The organism is Microbacterium sp. ProA8, from assembly GCF_039905635.1.
Lineage (GTDB): Bacteria > Actinomycetota > Actinomycetes > Actinomycetales > Microbacteriaceae > Microbacterium > Microbacterium chionoecetis.
The window spans coordinates 2280264-2297771 of record NZ_CP157000.1; the positions used below are offsets into that span (position 1 = coordinate 2280264).

Annotated in this window: 17 protein-coding genes and 2 tRNA genes; 4 read left to right on the forward strand and 15 right to left on the reverse strand. The window is 69.0% G+C overall.

Going from position 1 to position 17508, the window contains the following annotated elements; all coding sequences use genetic code 11:
- Positions 1-9 precede the first annotated feature (9 nt).
- Genes ABG085_RS10010 through ABG085_RS10020 form a run of 3 tightly spaced genes read right to left on the reverse strand, consistent with a single transcriptional unit; the run spans position 10 to position 2293 of the window.
- Entirely contained in the window at positions 10-1434 is a 1425-nt protein-coding gene (locus ABG085_RS10010) for an MFS transporter (RefSeq protein ID WP_347975601.1), read from the reverse strand.
- Positions 1431-1661, reverse strand: coding sequence for a hypothetical protein (locus ABG085_RS10015; RefSeq protein ID WP_347975602.1), 231 nt, complete (start codon positions 1659-1661; stop codon positions 1431-1433). Before ABG085_RS10015 ends, ABG085_RS10010 begins: the two co-directional genes overlap by 4 nt.
- Entirely contained in the window at positions 1658-2293 is a 636-nt protein-coding gene (locus ABG085_RS10020; RefSeq protein ID WP_347975603.1) for a helix-turn-helix domain-containing protein, read from the reverse strand. The genes ABG085_RS10015 and ABG085_RS10020 overlap by 4 nt, the downstream gene beginning before the upstream one ends.
- 106 nt (positions 2294-2399) lie before the next feature.
- On the opposite strand from ABG085_RS10020, the gene ABG085_RS10025 reads away from it, so the two are divergent.
- Positions 2400-4451 carry a M3 family metallopeptidase gene (locus ABG085_RS10025; RefSeq protein ID WP_347975604.1) on the forward strand — a complete coding sequence of 684 codons (2052 nt, stop codon included), beginning with the start codon at positions 2400-2402 and terminating at the stop codon, positions 4449-4451.
- Positions 4452-4458: 7 nt separating this feature from the next.
- Here ABG085_RS10025 and ABG085_RS10030 read toward each other — a convergent pair whose 3' ends face one another.
- The 9 genes from ABG085_RS10030 to ABG085_RS10070 form a co-directional block, all read right to left on the reverse strand.
- On the reverse strand, positions 4459-5577 hold the full coding sequence (locus tag ABG085_RS10030; RefSeq protein ID WP_347975605.1) for an epoxide hydrolase: 1119 nt from the start codon (positions 5575-5577) through the stop codon (positions 4459-4461).
- A gap of 9 nt (positions 5578-5586) precedes the next feature.
- A complete protein-coding gene (locus ABG085_RS10035; RefSeq protein WP_347975606.1) occupies positions 5587-6570 on the reverse strand; it encodes a serine hydrolase domain-containing protein in 984 nt (327 codons plus the stop codon).
- Positions 6571-6648: 78 nt separating this feature from the next.
- Entirely contained in the window at positions 6649-7917 is a 1269-nt protein-coding gene (gene clpX / locus ABG085_RS10040) for an ATP-dependent Clp protease ATP-binding subunit ClpX (protein ID WP_163617277.1), read from the reverse strand.
- A 210-nt stretch (positions 7918-8127) separates the two neighbouring features.
- Positions 8128-8805 (reverse strand): ATP-dependent Clp protease proteolytic subunit, encoded by a 678-nt coding sequence (locus ABG085_RS10045; protein ID WP_347975608.1) that lies wholly within the window; start codon positions 8803-8805, stop codon positions 8128-8130.
- 32 nt (positions 8806-8837) lie between these two features.
- A complete protein-coding gene (locus ABG085_RS10050) occupies positions 8838-9431 on the reverse strand; it encodes an ATP-dependent Clp protease proteolytic subunit (protein ID WP_194415272.1) in 594 nt (197 codons plus the stop codon).
- Positions 9432-9510: 79 nt separating this feature from the next.
- Positions 9511-10002, reverse strand: coding sequence for a tetratricopeptide repeat protein (locus ABG085_RS10055; protein ID WP_347975609.1), 492 nt, complete (start codon positions 10000-10002; stop codon positions 9511-9513).
- Positions 10003-10071: 69 nt separating this feature from the next.
- Positions 10072-11592, reverse strand: coding sequence for a trigger factor (gene tig, locus ABG085_RS10060; RefSeq protein ID WP_347979165.1), 1521 nt, complete (start codon positions 11590-11592; stop codon positions 10072-10074).
- An 83-nt stretch (positions 11593-11675) separates the two neighbouring features.
- A tRNA-Pro gene (locus ABG085_RS10065) sits at positions 11676-11749 on the reverse strand.
- 78 nt (positions 11750-11827) lie between these two features.
- Entirely contained in the window at positions 11828-12205 is a 378-nt protein-coding gene (locus ABG085_RS10070; protein WP_347975610.1) for a nuclear transport factor 2 family protein, read from the reverse strand.
- 100 nt (positions 12206-12305) lie between these two features.
- Here ABG085_RS10070 and ABG085_RS10075 point away from each other — a divergent pair.
- Positions 12306-12376 (forward strand) — tRNA-Gly (locus tag ABG085_RS10075).
- Positions 12377-12443: 67 nt separating this feature from the next.
- Here the strand turns inward: ABG085_RS10075 and ABG085_RS10080 are convergent.
- Positions 12444-13013 carry a hypothetical protein gene (locus tag ABG085_RS10080; RefSeq protein ID WP_347975611.1) on the reverse strand — a complete coding sequence of 190 codons (570 nt, stop codon included), beginning with the start codon at positions 13011-13013 and terminating at the stop codon, positions 12444-12446.
- A 177-nt stretch (positions 13014-13190) separates the two neighbouring features.
- Here ABG085_RS10080 and ABG085_RS10085 point away from each other — a divergent pair, with 177 nt between their 5' ends.
- Positions 13191-14099: an alpha/beta fold hydrolase gene (locus ABG085_RS10085; protein WP_347975612.1), complete on the forward strand. Its 909-nt coding sequence runs from the start codon at positions 13191-13193 to the stop codon at positions 14097-14099.
- Between the two features lie 36 nt (positions 14100-14135).
- Here ABG085_RS10085 and ABG085_RS10090 read toward each other — a convergent pair whose 3' ends face one another.
- Both ABG085_RS10090 and ABG085_RS10095 read right to left on the reverse strand, forming a co-directional pair.
- A complete protein-coding gene (locus ABG085_RS10090; protein WP_347975613.1) occupies positions 14136-14675 on the reverse strand; it encodes a gamma carbonic anhydrase family protein in 540 nt (179 codons plus the stop codon).
- The gene (locus ABG085_RS10095) at positions 14672-16819 is read right to left on the reverse strand and encodes an acyltransferase family protein (protein ID WP_347975614.1); all 2148 of its coding nucleotides are present in this window, start codon (positions 16817-16819) and stop codon (positions 14672-14674) included. Before ABG085_RS10095 ends, ABG085_RS10090 begins: the two co-directional genes overlap by 4 nt.
- Before the next feature lie 168 nt (positions 16820-16987).
- On the opposite strand from ABG085_RS10095, the gene ABG085_RS10100 reads away from it, so the two are divergent.
- Positions 16988-17470, forward strand: a complete 483-nt coding sequence (locus ABG085_RS10100) for a DNA starvation/stationary phase protection protein (protein WP_347975615.1) — start codon at positions 16988-16990, stop codon at positions 17468-17470.
- The last annotated feature ends 38 nt before the right edge of the window (positions 17471-17508 follow it).

Below are 17508 nucleotides of genomic sequence, written 5' to 3' on the forward strand. Positions count from 1 at the left end.
GACGCGGCCTCAGTCCTCCGGGGCGTTGTGCGTCGATGCGGAGAGGAGCAGTCGCGCCGCGATGAGACTCGCCACCAGGGTGACACCTGCGGCGAGCAGGAACGGCAGCCGCAGATCGATGCGCGCCACCCAGCCTCCGAGCAGCGTCGCGAAGGGGAAGACGCCCCACGTCAGCGTGCGGCTGATCCCCAGCACACGGCCGAACAGGTGCCCGGGCACGATCCGCTGCCGGAGGGCGCCCCACGGCACGTTCCAGGTCGAGACCGCCGCAGCCATCGTCGCGTACGCGATCGTGGCCGAGATCGCCTCGGGCGCCGCCCACACTCCCGCGAGCCCGATCGCTGCCACGAAGTTGGCCCCGAGCATCACCCGGCCGCGTCCGAACTTGGCGACCAGTGACGCCGCGACGAGCGAGCCCGCGAGGCCGCCCAGCCCGATGCCGGCGGTGACGAGTCCGATGGCGGCCGGTGCGACGTGGTGCACATCGAGGAAGTAGAGGAACACCGGGGCCTGCGCGAACGCGAACGCGCAGCCCACGATCGAGGTGAACAGGACCATCGAGCGGAGAAAGCGGTGGTTCCAGAGATAGGCGAGCGCCTCTCGAGCCGAGACGTTCGAGGGTGCGGATGCCGAAACCTCGGACTCGCCCTCCTCCGCCTCGACGTCGGCGTCGATGTCGGCGGCGGCGTCGGCCGTGTCGGTCGCGGCGCCCATGTCGGCCGCGGCGAGCGGCTCGCCCGCGGCCACCGCGGCCTCCGCCGTCGGCGCCGTGCTCTTGCGTGCCGGCTCCTCTGCCCGCAACGGGCGCGCCGCCGACAGCGGCAGCATCACCGCGAGGACGATCGGGATGAGGTAGCCCGCTGCTCCGACCCAGAGCGGCAGCGCCAGCGAGAGGGCGAACAGCACGCCGCCGATCGGCGACGCGATGAAGCTGTCGATCGTGATCTGCGCCGCCTGCAGCCAGCCGTTGGCACGGTCCAGCGCGGGGCGCTGCACCACGCTCGGCACGATGGAGTTGGTCGCGTTGTCGAAGAGCGTCTCACCGAGGCCGAACACGAGCACGCCGGCGAACAGCCACCAGATGTCGAGGGCGCCCGTCACCGTCAGGGCGGCGAGCCCGACGGCGGCGAGCCCGCGAAGGCCGTTGGCGATCGCCATGACCCATCGGCGATCGAACCGGTCGACGATCATGCCCGCCGGCAGTCCGAAGACGAGCCACGGCAGGAAGGCCAGTGCGCCGATCGCAGAGATCGCGAGCGGGTCGCGGGTGAGCGTCGTCGCAATCAGCGGAACGGCGACGCGGCCGACCCCGTCCGCCAGGTTGCTGAACGCCGCCGCCGTCCACAGCTTGCCGAAGTCGCGGCCGAGCGGGACCCTGCGCGCCCGCCCGGCCGGCGACCCCGTCCGCTCCACGGTGTCGATGCTCTCGCTCATCGCGGGAGCATCCCCGTCGCAGCCAGCGCCTCGGCGTCACGCCGTGCGCCGCTCTGTGCGGTCTGTGCGGTCACTGCGCGGCGCCGTCCGGCACCGTCCCGCCGCTCGACACGCGCGATCACGTACGCGTCGATGGCGGATGCCGCGCGCAGCAGCGCCCGGTCGAATCGAGTGGCAGATGCACCGAAGCCGCGTGCCGCGAGTTCGCCTGCCGTGATGGTGGTCATGACTGTCCTCCTAGTTGCGGAAGCGGGAAGACGTCGGCCCGGATGGTGACGGGGCGTACGTTCTCGCCGGTCTGATTGCGGTAGTTGTCCACGGCCTCGTCGATCACGGCCATGATCCGGAGAGTCAGCTGCTTGCTCTGCTCGGGTGTGAGTCGCGCGGTGGCCGTGGAGATGAGGGTGCCGTCCTGCCAGGACTCGTCCTCTCCGCCGATCCCCCGGTTGACGAACTCGAGCAGCTGATCGTTCCGGTTGCGGAGGAACTCGTTCATCACCACCTGGGTCGCGGCACGGCCGGCCGGCGTGGCCATCGCGTCGGGGTTGGCGAACGACACGCCCCCCACCGGACGCTCCCACCAGCGCTCGCGACCGGTGCCGCGGTCAGGCGCCTCGCGGATGAGGTCCTGCTTGGCGAGTGCGCGCAGGTGGTAGCTGGTCGAGCCGCTGGATTCGCCCAGACGCTCGGCGAGCGAGCTCGCCGTCTGCGGGCCGTACTGGCTGAGGATGTCGTAGATCCTCACGCGGAGGGGGTGAGCGAGTGCACGCAGCGCGCCGGAGTCGAGGACGCGGTCCGCGTTGTGACGCTGTTCGCTTCGGGCCGCGGCATCCGCCTGCTGCTCCTCGTTCTCTGTCATGTCCTCAGCGTAGCGATGCAAAGAACTCTTTGCAAGCTTTTCTTTGCAATCAGTTGTTTGCAAACAGTTCTCGGCATCCTGTCCTCGCGCCACTAGGCTGGGCGCCATGCCGAACGACAACCCGCTCCTCTCGCCCAGCGCCTTGCCCTACGGGCTTCCCGACTATGCCGCGATCCGTCCCGAGCACTATCTGCCCGCGTTCGAGCAGGCGTTCGCGGCGCATACGGCCGAGGTGTCGGCGATCACGCGCGTGCGCTCCATGCCGACATTCGAGAACACCCTGGTCCCGCTCGAAGAGAGCGGGCGCCTGCTGGGCGATGTCGCGCGGACGTTCTACACCGTGTCGTCAGCGGATGCGACATCCGAGATCCAGGAGATCGAAGAGCAGCTGGCGCCCCTCATGTCGGCGCACCAGGACTCCATCCAGCTGGACTCCGCGCTGTACTGGCGCATCAAGACGATCCACGAGCAGCTGGATCAGCTCGATCTCACCGCGGAGCAGCGGTATCTCGTCGAGCGTCACTACACCGAGATGTCGCACGCCGGCGCGGGCCTCGACGACGACGCCAAGAAGCGCCTCACCGAGCTGAACCAGCGGCTGTCGACGCTGACCACCCAGTTCGAGAAGAACCTCCTCGCCGATACGAACGACTTGGCGGTCGTGTTCGACGACGCCTCCCAGCTCGACGGGCTCGCTGAGGGCGAACTGTCCGCGGCCGCACAGGCCGCCGCCGACCGTGGTCTCGACGGCAAATGGGTCGTCACACTCACCTTGTTCACGGGCCATCCCTACCTGTCGAGTCTGACCGACCGGGAGTCCCGCGCACGCCTGCTGGCGGCATCCCGCTCCCGCGGCTCCCGCGGCAACGAGAACGACAACCGTGCCACCCTGCTCGAGATCGTGCGTCTGCGGGCCGAACGGGCGGCGCTGCTGGGCTACGACTCGCACGCGGCTTACATCACGTCGGACGAGACAGCCGGCTCCCCCGCTGCGGTGCATGATCTTCTGCGTCAGCTGGCCGTTCCCGCAGCCCGCAACGCGCGCCGCGAGCAGCAGAAGCTGCAGGCGATCATCGACGCCGGCAGCGAACCGTTCGCGCTCGAGGCCCACGACTGGGCGTTCTACACCGAGAAGGTGCGGGCTGCGGAGTACGACCTCGACCGGTCGGCGCTGCGCCCCTGGTTCGAGGCCGAGCGGGTGCTGCAGAACGGCGTGTTCCGCGCCGCGACCGACCTGTACGGCGTCACGTTCACCGAACGCGGCGACCTCGGCGGCTATCACGACGACGCACGCGTCTTCGAGGTGCACAACGCCGACGGATCCGCACTCGGACTCTTCATCCTCGACCTGTACACGCGCGACACGAAGCGCGGCGGCGCCTGGATGAACTCGATCGTCCTGCAGTCGCGCCTGCGCGGCACGCAGCCCATCGTGGTCAACAACCTGAACGTGCCCAAGCCCGCCGAGGGGCGACCGACGCTCCTCAGCCTCGACGAGGTCACGACGCTGTTCCACGAATTCGGCCACGCGCTGCACGGCCTGTTCGCGACGGTCACCTACCCCCACTTCGCGGGCACCAATGTGTACCGGGACTTCGTGGAGTTCCCGAGCCAGGTGAACGAGATGTGGATCTACTGGCCCGAGATCCTCGCGTCGTACGCCCGCCACATCGACACCGACGAGCCGCTTCCGACCGAGATCGTCGAGAAGCTGCATGCCTCCGAGGCGTTCAACCAGGGCTTCGCGACCAGCGAGTACCTGGCGGCGGCGTGGCTCGACCAGGCGTGGCACTCGCTCTCGGTCGACGAGGCGGCGGCCGATCTCGACGTCGCCGCGTTCGAGGCATCCGCTCTCGCCGACATCGGCCTCGACAACCCGGTGGTGCCGACGCGCTACTCGTCGACCTACTTCGCGCACGTCTTCTCGGGCGGCTACAGCGCCGGCTACTACTCGTACATCTGGAGCGAGGTCCTCGACGCCGACACGGTGGAGTGGTTCCGTGAGAACGGCGGCCTCCGCCGCGAGAACGGCGATCGCTTCCGTGACCGTCTGCTGGGGGTCGGCGGATCCAAGGATCCGCTCGAGGCGTACCGCGACTTCCGTGGACGGGATGCCGAGATCCAGCCGCTGCTCGAGCGCCGCGGCCTCGCCGGCTAGCGCCGGATCACAGCAGGTCGAGCTGGCGCGCGAACGCACGCACGCGATCGGCCATGAGGGCGGGCACTTCGGCGACGGCGAAGTGCCCGCCCTCATCGAGCCGCTCGAACGTGCGCAGGTCACGGTAGAAGCGCCGCGCGAGCGACTCCGGATAGTCGCCCTCGTGGCGCTGGATGTGGACGGATGCCGGAATCACGACCGGGGGCATCTCATCGGGCTGGTCCGCCCCCTCGTAATACGGGCGGAACGAGGAGCCGATGCTCTGCGTGGTCCAGTAGATCATCGCCTCGGTGAGGATGCGATCACGCGAGATCCGGCGCTCGACGGCCCGCGGCTCCCCCTCGGGCGTGTCGCTCCACTCCACGAGCTTCTCCGTCAGCCACGCGAGCAGCCCCGCCGGAGAGTCGTTCAGGGCGGCCGCCAGGGTGTCGGGCCGCGTCCCCTGCACGTGCCCGTATGCGCCGTTCGCGCCGCCCCACTGCTCGAGGCGCGAGAAGAACGCCACCTCGTCGGGGGCGGTGAGCTCCGGCCGCTCGGCCATCGACGGGAAATGCGAGTGGGTCGCGATGACACCCGCCACCGCGTCGGGGTACGAGCCGGCGATCAGGTCGTTCACGTTGGCCGAGACATCCTCGCCGTACGTGAGATACCTCTCGTAGCCCAGCACCTCCGTCATGAGAGCGTGCATCGTGGCCGCGAGGCGGACCTCGGTGATGGGGCCGTCGGCGTAGGGCGAGGAGTAGGCGAAGCCCGGGAAGCTCGGCACCACGACGTGGAAATCCGGCAGCAGGTCGGCGAAATTCAGCTGCAGTGCGAAGGTGTGCGGCCACCCGTGCATCACGAGCAGCGCCGGTGCGTCCTCGCGTTCGGAGCGCAGGTGGGCGAAGTGGACGGTGCTGTCGCCGATCTCGGCGAGGAACTGGGGATGCCGGTTCAGCCACGCCTCGCGGGATCGCCAGTCCCAGGTGCGCCAGGTCGCGACGAGGTCCGCGAGGTAGTCGGCGCTCATGCCGGACGCCGGCCGGCGCGGCGAATCGGGCAACGGCCGGAAGCGATCGAGACGCTCACCGAGATCTGTGAGCGTGGAGTCGGAGACCTGGATCGAGAAGGGGCGCGGGCTGTTCACACGCCGAAGCTAGTCGGCACTTCCGACACGCTCACGAATGCCCTGCATCACCTCGCGCGTTCGCGCGAAGGTGCGCACTTCGATGTTGGCGAGGCCCGACACGGTGATGCCCGTCGCCGGGTCGTGCCGGCTCACCGCCGTCACGCCGTGATCCCCTCCGGCCATCACGAGGTCGCCGTCGTCGAGCCACACACCCCGCCCGTAGCCCATGCCGTCGTCAGCCTCTGCGGTGGTCGGCTCGAGGGCCAGCGGAACGAGTTCCTGAGGGAGGATGCGGCCCGCACGCAGCGCACGCCAGAACCGGTGGAGGTCGGCCACGGTCGAATGCGCCCCGCCGTCTCCTGATCCGACGACCGGCAGCTCGAACACATTGGTGCGCCCATCGTCCTTGTAGCCCGTGGCGGTTCCCGTCGGCAGCAGGTCCGAACGCGGGAAGCCGGACGACGTCATCCCGGCGGGTGCGAAGACCCGGTCCGCGACGAGTCGTGCGAACGGGGCGCCGGCGGCGCGCTCGGCGAGGACGGCGAGCACGACGTAGCCGCCGTTGCAGTACGAGAACCGCTCCCCCGCCGTGAACTTCGCAGGAAAGCCCTCGAGCATGGGCAAGTAGGCGGGAGTCGAGTCGAGTCGCTGAGCGGGGATGCTCAGCGACGCCAGCGCGTCCACCTCTTCGTCGAGGTAGTCCCCGATTCCCGAGGTGTGGGTCAGCAGGTGATCGATCGTGACGTCGTCGGCGATGAGTGGCAGGTCATCGCCGAGAAGTGCACGGGCCGCGTCGTCGAGAGACAACAGGCCGTCGGCGACGAGCGACAGCAGGGTGATCGCCGTGAACGTCTTGGTGCCGCTGGCGAGTCCGAATCGGGTGCCGGGCGTGTTGGCGACACCGGCGGTGCGGTCCGCCAGTCCCACCGCCCACTCGCCGACGACCTCATCGTCGCGGCGGATGCTGATGACGCCGCTGAAGCCGTCCAGATCCGGCGTGAACGTGTCCATGATCGAACTGTATCCGCGGCGCCGGGCGCGTGACAGAACGCGAAGGCGCCGGTCTTCCGACGCGACCGCGAGAAGTGATCAGGCGCTCTTGCGCTTCTCCCGCAGGACGAAGGTGGGCGCCGCGCCCTCTTCGACGGCGGCCCGGGTCACGATGACCTTGTCCACGTCGTCGGTCGAGGGGATGTCGAACATGATCGGGCCGAGGACGTCCTCGAGGATCGCCCGCAGGCCGCGCGCACCGGTCTTGCGTGCCACCGCCAGATCGGCGATGGCTTCGAGCGCTTCGCGGTCGAACTCGAGCGCGACGCCGTCGAGTTCGAACATGCGGTGGTACTGCTTCACGAGCGCGTTCTTCGGCTCGGTCAGGATCTCCATGAGCGCTTCGCGGTCGAGCGGAGAGACCGACGCCACGACGGGCAGCCGGCCGATGAACTCGGGGATCAGGCCGAACTTGTGCAGGTCTTCGGGCTGCACATCGCCGAACAGGTTGAGGTCTTCGTCCTTGCGGTGTAGCGAGGCGCCGAAGCCGACGCCGTGCTTGCCGACGCGCGACGAGATGATGTCTTCCAGCCCGGCGAAGGCACCGGCCACGATGAACAGCACGTTCGTCGTGTCGATCTGGATGAACTCCTGGTGCGGGTGCTTGCGACCGCCCTGCGGCGGCACGGAGGCGACGGTGCCCTCGAGGATCTTCAGGAGCGCCTGCTGGACGCCCTCGCCCGAGACGTCGCGGGTGATCGACGGGTTCTCGGCCTTGCGGGCGATCTTGTCGACCTCGTCGATGTAGATGATGCCGGTCTCGGCGCGCTTGGTGTCGAAGTCGGCGGCCTGCAGGAGCTTGAGGAGGATGTTCTCGACGTCCTCGCCGACATATCCCGCCTCGGTCAATGCGGTCGCGTCCGCGACGGCGAACGGGACGTTGAGGCGCTTGGCCAGCGTCTGTGCGAGATACGTCTTGCCGCAGCCTGTGGGCCCCAGCAGGAGGATGTTGCTCTTGGCGAGCTCGATCTCGTCGGCGCGCTGCTCGGCGGACTGGATCGTGCCGTGTGCGCGCACGCGCTTGTAGTGGTTGTACACCGCGACCGACAGCGCGCGCTTGGCATCGGTTTGCCCGACGACGTACTCCTCGAGGAACGCGAAGATCTCGCGCGGCTTGGGGAGGTCGAAGTCGGCCACGACGCCCGACGAGGACTCGGCCATGCGCTCTTCGATGATCTCGTTGCAGAGCTCGACGCACTCGTCGCAGATGTAGACGCCCGGCCCGGCGATCAGCTGCTGCACCTGCTTCTGGCTCTTGCCGCAGAAGGAGCATTTGAACAAGTCGGCGCTTTCACCGATGCGTGCCATGCCGCTCCTCCTCGTGACGTCGGGGCAAGCCCCCCAGCTGTTCTCCGAGCCTAATAGCTGTCGCCGACATGCGGCGGCATTGCGACGCACGTTGTGGAATCGGCGGTTTCGCGGTCAGCGGACGCCGCCGACGGACCGCACGACGACGCCCCGCCGCCCGGGAAGTCCGGGCGGCGGGGCGTCAGAGCATCCGCCGGTGCTGCCGAGCGACTACTTGGTCAGCGCCTGCTGGCCGCGCTTGCGCGTGGTGAGCACCTGGTCGACGAGGCCGTACACGACGCTCTCCTCGGCGGAGAGGATCTTGTCGCGGTCGATGTCCTTGTTGACCTCTTCCTGCGTCTTGTTGGAGTGCTTCGCGAGCGTCTCTTCGAGCCAGGTCCGCATGCGGAGGATCTCCGCGGCCTGGATCTCGATGTCGGACGCCTGACCGTGCCCGGCCTCGCCGACGGCGGGCTGGTGGATCAGGATGCGCGCGTTCGGCAGCGCGAGGCGCTTGCCGGGCGCACCGGCGGCCAGCAGCACGGCTGCGGCCGAGGCCGCCTGACCGAGCACGACCGTCTGGATCTGCGGCGACACGTACTGCATGGTGTCGTAGATCGCCGTCATCGCCGTGAACGAGCCGCCGGGCGAGTTGATGTACATGATGATGTCGCGGTCGGGGTCCTGGCTCTCGAGCACGAGGAGCTGGGCCATGACGTCATCCGCCGAGGCGTCGTCGACCTGGACGCCCAGGAAGATGACGCGGTCCTCGAAGAGCTTGTTGTACGGGTCCTGGCGCTTGTAGCCGTAGGCCGTGCGCTCCTCGAACTGCGGCAGGATGTAGCGGCTGCCGGGCATCTGGAGGCCCTGCGGGGCCTGGGCTGCTCCGCCGAAGGTGGGGGTCTGCATTCGGGTTCTCTCTCTTTCGCCTTCGGGTGCCGTCAGCTCGCGGATACGGCGGTGCCGCCGCCGCCGATGACGTCGAGTGCCGAGTCGCGGATGTGGTCGACGAAGCCGTACTCGAGTGCCTCCGGGGCGGTGAACCAGCGGTCGCGGTCGCCGTCGGCGTTGATCTGCTCGACGGTCTTGCCTGTCTGGGACGCCGTGATCTCGGCGAGGCGCTTCTTCATGTCGAGGATCAGCTGGGCCTGCGTCTGGATGTCACTCGCGGTGCCGCCGAAGCCGCCGTGCGGCTGGTGCAGCAGCACGCGGGCGTTCGGCGTGATGTAGCGCTTGCCCTTCGTGCCGGCGGTCAGGAGCAGCTGCCCCATGGACGCCGCCATGCCGATGCCCACCGTCACGATGTCGTTGGGGACGAACTGCATGGTGTCGTAGATCGCCATGCCGGCCGTGATCGACCCGCCGGGCGAGTTGATGTAGAGGTAGATGTCCTTCTCGGAATCCTCAGCGGCGAGAAGCAGGATCTTCGCGCAGATCTCGTTGGCGTTGTCGTCACGCACCTCCGACCCCAGCCAGATGATGCGGTCCTTCAGCAGCCTGTCGAAGACGCTGGTCGCGACAAGTGGTTCGGCCATGTGTACTCCTGTTTCCTTGGGTCGCCATCGAATCTACCGGCGCGTCACGAGCGACCCGCCCGTGTTCGCCCTGGGCAGATCAGGCGGTGCCCGCGCTCAGCTCGTCGGCGTAGGCGGCGACCGAGCGCGTGTAGCGACTGAGGTGCGGGGCGAGGGTTCGCAGGGCGACGGATGCCGCCTCCCGCTCGCGCCCGAGCGACGCCAGCGCCAGCGCCAGGAACGCCGATGCCTCGTCGTGCAGGGGCGAAGCGGGCTCGCGGGACAGCTCCGCCCGCAGCATCTCGACCGACTCGTGCGCACGCCCGAGATTGCGCAGTGTGCTCGCGAGCTGGATCACGGCCCGCGGCCGATGCACGTCGTCCAGTCCGGCGTCGAGGGCGGCGCGATACAGCGGGGCGGCGTCCGCCTCGAGCCCCGCGGAATCCCGCGCGCCGGCACGCTCGAACAGCGCGACCGGGTCGCCGACCGGCCGCTCGACCGCAAGGGCGTCGATCCGCTCGACCCGGGATTCGTCGCTGAGCGCGTCATCGTTCCAGACGGCCTCGATACGCGCGGCCCAGTCGTCGTGCACGGTTCCTCCTCGATGAAGAAGGGGACGGATGCCGCGGCATCCGTCCCCCGATCACTGCAGTCGCAGCGATTACTCCTTGTCGGCAGCGGCCTTCTTGGCCGGAGCCTTCTTGGCCGGGGCCTTCTTCGCAGCCGGCTTCTCGGCCGGCGCCGCGTCGGCGTCGGCGTCGGCCTTCTTGGCGGCGGGCTTGCGGGCGGGCGCCTTCTTCGCAGGCGCCGCGGCTTCTTCAGCCTCGATCACGGCGTCGGCGTCGGCTGCGGCATCCGCGATCTCCTGCGCCTCCTCGACGACGTCTTCCTCGTCGGCGGCCTCGTCCTCGGTGGCGACGAAGCCGCTGAGGTCGACCGGGTTGCCGTTGGTGTCGACGACGGTGACCTTGCCGAGCGCGACGGCCAGGGCCTTGTTGCGGGCGACCTCGCCGATCATGGCGGGCAGCTGGTTGCCCTCCTGCAGTGCGTTCACGAACTCCTGCGGAGCCATGCCGTACTGGGCGGCGGACTGCACGAGGTACTGCGTGAGCTCGTCCTGCGACACCTGGACGTTGACCGTCTCGGCGATCTTGTCGAGCAGCATCTGCGTCTTGAACTGCTTCTCGCTGGCCTCGGCGACCTCGGCGCGGTGCACGTCGTCCTCGAGGCGGCCTTCGCCCTCGAGGTGGTTGTGCACCTCGTCCTCGATGAGCTGCGGCGGCACGGGGATCTCGACCTTCTCGAGCAGCACCTCGATGAGCTTGTCGCGCGCGGCGGAGCCCTGCGAGAAGGCGCCCTGCTGACCGACGCGCTCCTTGAGGCTGTCGCGCAGCTCGGCGATGGTGTCGAACTCGCTCGCGATCTGAGCGAAGTCGTCGTCGGCCTCGGGAAGCTCGCGCTCCTTGACGGCCTTGACGGTCACCGAGACCTCGGCCTCGTCGCCGGCGTGGTCGCCGCCGACGAGCTTCGAGCGGAACGTGGTGTCCTCACCGGCGGTGAGCGACTCGATGGCCTCGTCGATGCCCTCAAGGAGCTCGCCGGAGCCGACCTCGTAGGACACGCCCTCGGCGCGGTCGATCTCGGCGTCGTCGATGGTCGCGACGAGGTCCAGCTCGACGAAGTCGCCGGTGGCCGCGGGGCGGTCGACCGTGACGAGCGTGCCGAAGCGGGCGCGCAGACGGTCGAGCTCTTCGTCGATGGCGGCCTCGTCGACCTCGATGGCGTCGACCTCGACGGTCGTGCCCTCGAACGCGGGCAGGTCGAACTCGGGGCGCACGTCGACCTCGACGGTGACCTCGAGGTCGCCCGAGAAGTCCTTCTCGTTCGGCCACTCGGTGACCTCGGCCGACGGGCGGCCGAGCACGCGCAGCTCGTGCGACGCGGCGGCCTCACGGTAGAACGTGTCGAGGCCTTCGCTGACGGCGTGCTCCAGCACCGCGACGCGGCCGATGCGCTGGTCGATGATCGGAGCGGGCACCTTGCCCTTGCGGAAGCCGGGGATCTGCACGTCCTGCGCGATGTGCTCGTACGCGTGCTTGATCGACGGCTTGAGCTCGTCGGGGCTGACCGTGATGTGCAGCTTCACCCGGGTCGGGCTGAGCTTCTCGACGGTGCTGTTCACCATGCCTGTACTTCTCCTCTATCGGACCGCGCGAGGACGCGGCAGTTGAAGGTCTGGGTTCGGAATTCTGAGGGCCGTGATTGTCGGGGCGACAGGATTTGAACCTGCGGCCTCCCGCTCCCAAAGCGGGCGCTCTACCAAGCTGAGCTACGCCCCGGGCGGGTTCGCACGCGTGCGTGCGCCTTTCGGCCCCGAGAAGTCTAGCCGACCCGCCCGGGCCCTACCTGCGCGGGCCTCAGATCGACTCCACCCAGGCGGCACGCCAGGTGGGCGCCGGGAACGGCTTCGTCCAGTACGCCGTCTCTCTGGCGATGCGACCATCGCGCATCTCGAAGAGGAAGACCGTCTGATAGGGGTCGCCGTCGCCGTAGTCGAGATCGGCCTCCAGCACCCACAGGTCGCCTTCGCCGTTGAGCCTCCGAGGCGAGATGCTCGGCAGCTGCGGGAACGCTCCATAGATCGCGCGGCGATTTTCGGCGCCGACGATGCGCTCTCCGGACTGCGGCCAGTCCATCACGGCGTCGTCGTGGAACAGATCGTCCATTCCACCGATATCGCCGGCGTTGAGCGTCGCGACGAGCGCTTCGACCACCTGCCTGCCCGTGCGTTCCATCGCCGCGGTCCTTCCCTCAGCCGCGCGTCGGGACTGCGGGTCGGAAAAGGTTGACCGCCGGGATGTACTACGATTGAGCGGTGCCTGTTCGCGGGCGCACGGGGATGTAGCTCAATGGTAGAGCCTCAGTCTTCCAAACTGATGGTGCGGGTTCGATTCCCGTCATCCCCTCTCATGCCCCTCGAGACCGGCCGAAGGCCGCCCACGAGGGGCTTTCGTGTGGATGCCGTCCGAGAGGTCATCCCGGCCCATCGCCGGCCCCGAGACTGCGAGCCTGCCGCTCGGATCCTCGGAGGAAGGGCTGGGGACGGAACTTCTCCGGGTGGCTCAACCACGAGGCGGCCACGGGAGGAAACTCCATGCGGAGTCGGTGCCGATCCGTTCGGCGCTCCGCCTCATCGGGATCGTCGATGATCGTGTCGATCGCCGTCGTCAGCCAGTCCGTCAGCACCTCCGCGTTCGGCTCGTCGATCTCGGCGATGATCCCTCGGGCGAGCGGAAGGTAGTGCCGGATGCCGCTGCGCTGCCCGAGACCCATGTCCTTGGCTCGCGATGCCCTGTAGGCCTCGAGCGCATCGACCAGTCGCCGCCGCTCCGAACGGCGGATGAGGTCCACGTTCTGGGTGGCCAGCCGATTCGCAGCCGACGATGCCCGCAGTGCCGCCACTGCCAGCACCGTCGCCACGGCAGCCGAGATGAGCGCGACGACGAGCGCGGTCAGCCCCACCTGCCCCTGCCTTTCCAGCAGGGTGACGACGACGTCGAGCCGGCAGCCGACGGGATCCAGGCGCTCCTCACAGGCCCCCACGGGGCCAACCATACTGGCCGGCGCGGATCGCGCACAGGACGGTGCTGGGAGCGCGGGCGACGGCGGAAGGGGCGGCCGCTGCGGCCTTCCTCCTGTTCCGGCGGTCCGCGCTCTTGCGTCGGGCGCCGCAGCGGGCAGACTGACAGCAGCACCGTTCCCGCTCTTCCAGGAGGCGTGATGAGCAACCGGAAACCGGCACCCGGTCCGCCACAGCCGCGCAAGCTGCCGCGCCGGGCGGCATCGAGCCTCACCGAGAAGTGGACGCGCATCGACGACGTCGACGTCTTCTACCGCGAGTCGCCGCGGCCGTCGCGCGATCCCCGCGTGATGGCGCACGTGCACGGGTTCGGCCTCTCGGGCCGCTACCTGCTGCCGACGGCGGAGATGCTCGCGGAGGAGTTCCACACGTACGTCCCGGACCTCCCCGGCTTCGGCCGCAGCGGCAAGCGGAGGGACATGCTCGACATCCCGGACCTCGCTCGCGCCGCGCTCGACTTCCTCGACGATCGGGGCGTGGAGAAGGCGACGCTCGTCGGCAACTCGATGGGATGCCCGGTCATCATCGAGTTCGCGCACCGGTACCCCGAGCGGATCGACCGGGCGGTGCTCGTCTCCCCCGCCGGTGGCCTCTTCAATCAGCCGCTGCGCCGGGCGATGAAGCAGCTGTCGCAGGACGCCCCCCGAGAGCCGGTCAGGATGGCGCGCGTCGCGGTTCCCGACTACGTGCGCTTCGGCGTGCCCAGCACGGTGCGCATGTTCCGCTCGCTCACGCAGTATCCGTCTCTCCAGCGGCTGCTCGAGATGCGCATTCCGACGCTCGTCGTGCTGGGGCAGCGCGACCCGCTGCTGCCGCACGCGCACCGCGTCGACGAGATCGCCAGCCAGACCGACAGCCATGTGCTCGTCGTGATGCTGGAGGGCGCCGCGCACGCGATCAACTTCAGCCATCCGGGACAGCTGGCGCACGTCATCCGTCTGTTCATGGACGATCTGCCGATCGAGAACGACCCGGCCTGGCCGGGGCACGTGCGGCTCTACGAGGTGCACCGCGGCAAGCATCATCCGCCGGCACGGCCGGGCGAGTGACGCCCGCACCCGCGCACCGCGCGTAAGCGCCCTGCGTCAGACGAGGGGGCGGGCCTCGATGTGCTCCTGCACGTGCGCGAGGTAGTGCTCGGCGTTGCGCAGCAGTCCGGCGCGCTCGTCATCGGTCAGCTTGCGCCGCACCTTGCCGGGCACGCCGGCGACGAGGGAGCCGTCCGGGATGTCGGATCCCTCGAGCACGACCGCCCCGCCGGCGATGAGGCATCCCGCGCCGATCCTGGCGCCGTTGAGCACCACCGCGCCCATGCCGATGAGCGACCCGTCGCCGATCGTGCAGCCGTGGACGACGGCGTTGTGCCCGACCGACACGTTCTCTCCGATCACGACCGGACTGCCGGCATCGACGTGCACCGACACGTTGTCCTGCAGGTTGCTGTTGGCCCCCACGGTGATCGTGTCGCCGTCGGCGCGGAGCACCGCGTTGTACCAGACGCTCGCACCCGGACCGAGGGTGACTTCCCCGACGATGCGCGCGCCGGCGGCGACGAACGACGTGGGGTGGAGGTCGGGCGTCCTGCCCGCGGCGGCGAGGACGGAGGCTTCGGCTGCGATCGTCATGACCCGACCCTATTCGCGAGCGCCGCCTCGATGGCCTCGGTGTACCAGGGTGCGAGGCTGTCGGCGAAGGTGACGGTGAGGTGGTCCTGGTCGCGATAGATGTTCGCTCCGCCCACGACTGGTGCGCACGTGTCCTCCTCGCAGAACACGTCGGTGAAGTCGAGCAGCGTCACGGCGTCGAGACCGGATGCCGCGTCCCGCAGCGGATCGTCCTCCACGAGCACATCGGAGCGGGCGCCTTCGCACTCCGACGCGTCGCGCGTACGCAGGCACTTGTTGGGGTCGGTTTCCCAGACCGGGTTGTCGACCACGGTGATGACGGGGATGCCGCGATCGGTCACCGTGCTCCATGCTTCCCGGTAGCCGGCGACGGCGGCGTCATGGGCCGAGTCGTATCCGGCCGAGGAGTACGGGGTGGTCGCGATCGCCGCGGTGAACACGGCATCGAGGTCGGCATCGTCGATCGCGTTCTGGACGCGGTCGCGCCACTCGGTGCACGCCGCGCCGAAGGCGCCGGGCGTCGAGAGCGGTGTCGTGTTCCAGGGGCAGGCGCCCTTGAACCAGGTCACGAGCTGCCAGCCGTTCTCGTCGGCCATGCGCTGGAACGTCGACAGCAGCTGATATGCGTGGCTGTCCCCCACGAGCGCGACCCTCGGGGCCTCGGGGTCGTCCGAGCCGAACGTGCACGACACCGGTCGGGCGTCGGTGAGCTGCACGAAGCACTGCGGGTATTCGGGACGGTCGATGCCGGCGAAGCCCGGCGCCGGCAGGATCTGGTCCCCGAAGTCTGCGTCGGCGCAGGAAGCATCGAGAACGGATGCCGCGCCGAAGCACTCCGGCGGGTTCTGCTGCAGCGTCGCGATGTCGCGGGTGCCCTGGTTGTACAGCGGCGCGTTGACGAGCCACGCGGTGCCGGCGACGAGGGCGACGACGATCATCGCCGCGAGCGACGACCACAGTGTGACGCGCGCGGGCCGCGAGGTGAGCACCTTCCAGCCCCGTGCGGGGTCTTCGACGAAGCGCTTGGTGAGCCACGCGAGCACGAAGCACAGCAGGAGCAGGGCGACGCGGTGGTAGATCGTGAGACCCCAGAAGGGCACCGACGGCGCGATGACGATCAGCGGCCAGTGCCAGAGGTACAGCGAGTACGAGATGTCGCCGACGAACTGCGCGGGACGGACCGCGAGGAGGCGGGTCGGGTACCACCAGCGGTCCGTGTTGGACGCGGCGATCACTGCGGCCGCGCCCAGCGTGGGCAGTGCCGCCATGTACCCGGGGAACGGGGTCTGCCCGTCGAAGGTGAAGGCCGCGTACAGCAGCATCAGGATGCCCGCCCAGCCGAGCACGAAGCTGCCGATCGCGTTGCGCACGCGCAGCAGCGGCACGAGCGCGACCAGCGCCCCGACGCCGAACTGCCACATCCGCCCGAAGGTGACGAAGTAGGCCGGTGCCGGGTTCGTGATGGTGAAGACCACGCAGAACACGAACGACACCGCGGTCACGACGCCGAGTGCGGCGATGACGGTGCGGCGGCGCTCGCCCCGGAACCACTTCACGCCGATCCACGCCGCCAGCAGCATGATGAGCGGCCACATCACGTAGAACTGCTCTTCGAGCGACAGCGACCAGTAGTGCTGGACCGTGGTCGGCGAGCCGGCGTGGTTCAGGTAATCCGCCGAGTTGAGCGCCAGATACCAGTTCTCGACGTAGAACGTCGACGCGAGGATCTCGCGCACCTCGTTCGGCAGCGCCGAGGTCGGCATGAGGTACGGCGACATCACCACGATCGCGCAGAAGAGCAGGACCAGGAGGGATGCCGGAAGCAGGCGCCGTGCGCGCCGGGCCCAGAACTGCCCGAGCTTCACCGTGCCGGTGGCCGTGAGCTCGCGCATCAGATGCGCCGTGATGAGGAAGCCCGAGATCACGAAGAAGATGTCGACGCCGATGTAGCCGCCGGTGAGGCGGCCGGGCCAGAAGTGGTACAGCACGACGAAGAGCACGGCGATGGCGCGCAGCCCCTGCACGTGCGGGATGAACCGGGACGGCTCCGCGTGTTCGGGCGAGCGGTCGCGGGGCTCGCGGGTCACGGTCTTGGCGGGAGCGCTCAGATGCTGCGGTCCGAGGTCGTGATCGGCGGAAGGCACGAATCGACGTTAGCCGCTGTCGCGCGTCCGGCCCGCACCCGCAGCGCGGATTCGCCGGTTTAGCCCAGCCTTGTCTTGCTTGCGGAATGACTCCCGCTGAGTAGCGTTGCAGTCACTGGAGGGCGAACGCCGAGTTGAGCGACCCTCCGCACGATGGAGGCGACAGATATGACGAACACCCAGACCACCCCCGCAACCGCAGCGAACCCCGACGTCGCCGCCGCGACGGCGCAGTTCCTCACCCCCGTCGTCCTGGGCCTGCAGGCCCTGGCCGTGAACGGAAAGCAGGCGCACTGGAACGTGCGCGGCGCGAACTTCATCGCGATCCACGAGCTCCTCGACTCCGTCGTCGCCCACGCGCAGGACGGCGCCGACCAGGCCGCGGAGCGCATCGTCGCCCTGGGCCTGCCCGTGGACGCCCGCGTCAGCACGGTGGCGCAGAAGACCGCGACGACCGTGCCCGCCGGCTTCACGCAGTGGGACGCGCTCATCCGCAACGTGATCACCGACATGGACACCGTCATCGCGGACGTCCAGGCGGCGATCGACGGGCTGGACGAGTTCGACCTGACGAGCCAGGACATCGCGATCGGCATCAAGGAGTCCCTCGAGAAGGACCGCTGGTTCCTCTTCGCGCACCTCGCCGAGTGAGCATCTTCGCTCGTTGAGCGAGCGAGGAACGCGGTCGT

Bases quoted from the DNA above. Each gene is read 5' to 3' on its own strand.
- ABG085_RS10045 (WP_347975608.1), bottom strand. From the start codon at position 8,805: ATGCAGACCCCCACCTTCGGCGGAGCAGCCCAGGCCCCGCAGGGCCTC.
- ABG085_RS10070 (WP_347975610.1), bottom strand. From the start codon at position 12,205: ATGGAACGCACGGGCAGGCAGGTGGTCGAAGCGCTCGTCGCGACGCTC.
- ABG085_RS10015 (WP_347975602.1), bottom strand. From the start codon at position 1,661: ATGACCACCATCACGGCAGGCGAACTCGCGGCACGCGGCTTCGGTGCA.
- ABG085_RS10035 (WP_347975606.1), bottom strand. From the start codon at position 6,570: ATGGACACGTTCACGCCGGATCTGGACGGCTTCAGCGGCGTCATCAGC.
- ABG085_RS10085 (WP_347975612.1), top strand. From the start codon at position 13,191: ATGAGCAACCGGAAACCGGCACCCGGTCCGCCACAGCCGCGCAAGCTG.
- ABG085_RS10090 (WP_347975613.1), bottom strand. From the start codon at position 14,675: ATGACGATCGCAGCCGAAGCCTCCGTCCTCGCCGCCGCGGGCAGGACG.
- ABG085_RS10010 (WP_347975601.1), bottom strand. From the start codon at position 1,434: ATGAGCGAGAGCATCGACACCGTGGAGCGGACGGGGTCGCCGGCCGGG.
- ABG085_RS10050 (WP_194415272.1), bottom strand. From the start codon at position 9,431: ATGGCCGAACCACTTGTCGCGACCAGCGTCTTCGACAGGCTGCTGAAG.
- clpX (WP_163617277.1), bottom strand. From the start codon at position 7,917: ATGGCACGCATCGGTGAAAGCGCCGACTTGTTCAAATGCTCCTTCTGC.
- ABG085_RS10100 (WP_347975615.1), top strand. From the start codon at position 16,988: ATGACGAACACCCAGACCACCCCCGCAACCGCAGCGAACCCCGACGTC.
- ABG085_RS10025 (WP_347975604.1), top strand. From the start codon at position 2,400: ATGCCGAACGACAACCCGCTCCTCTCGCCCAGCGCCTTGCCCTACGGG.
- ABG085_RS10020 (WP_347975603.1), bottom strand. From the start codon at position 2,293: ATGACAGAGAACGAGGAGCAGCAGGCGGATGCCGCGGCCCGAAGCGAA.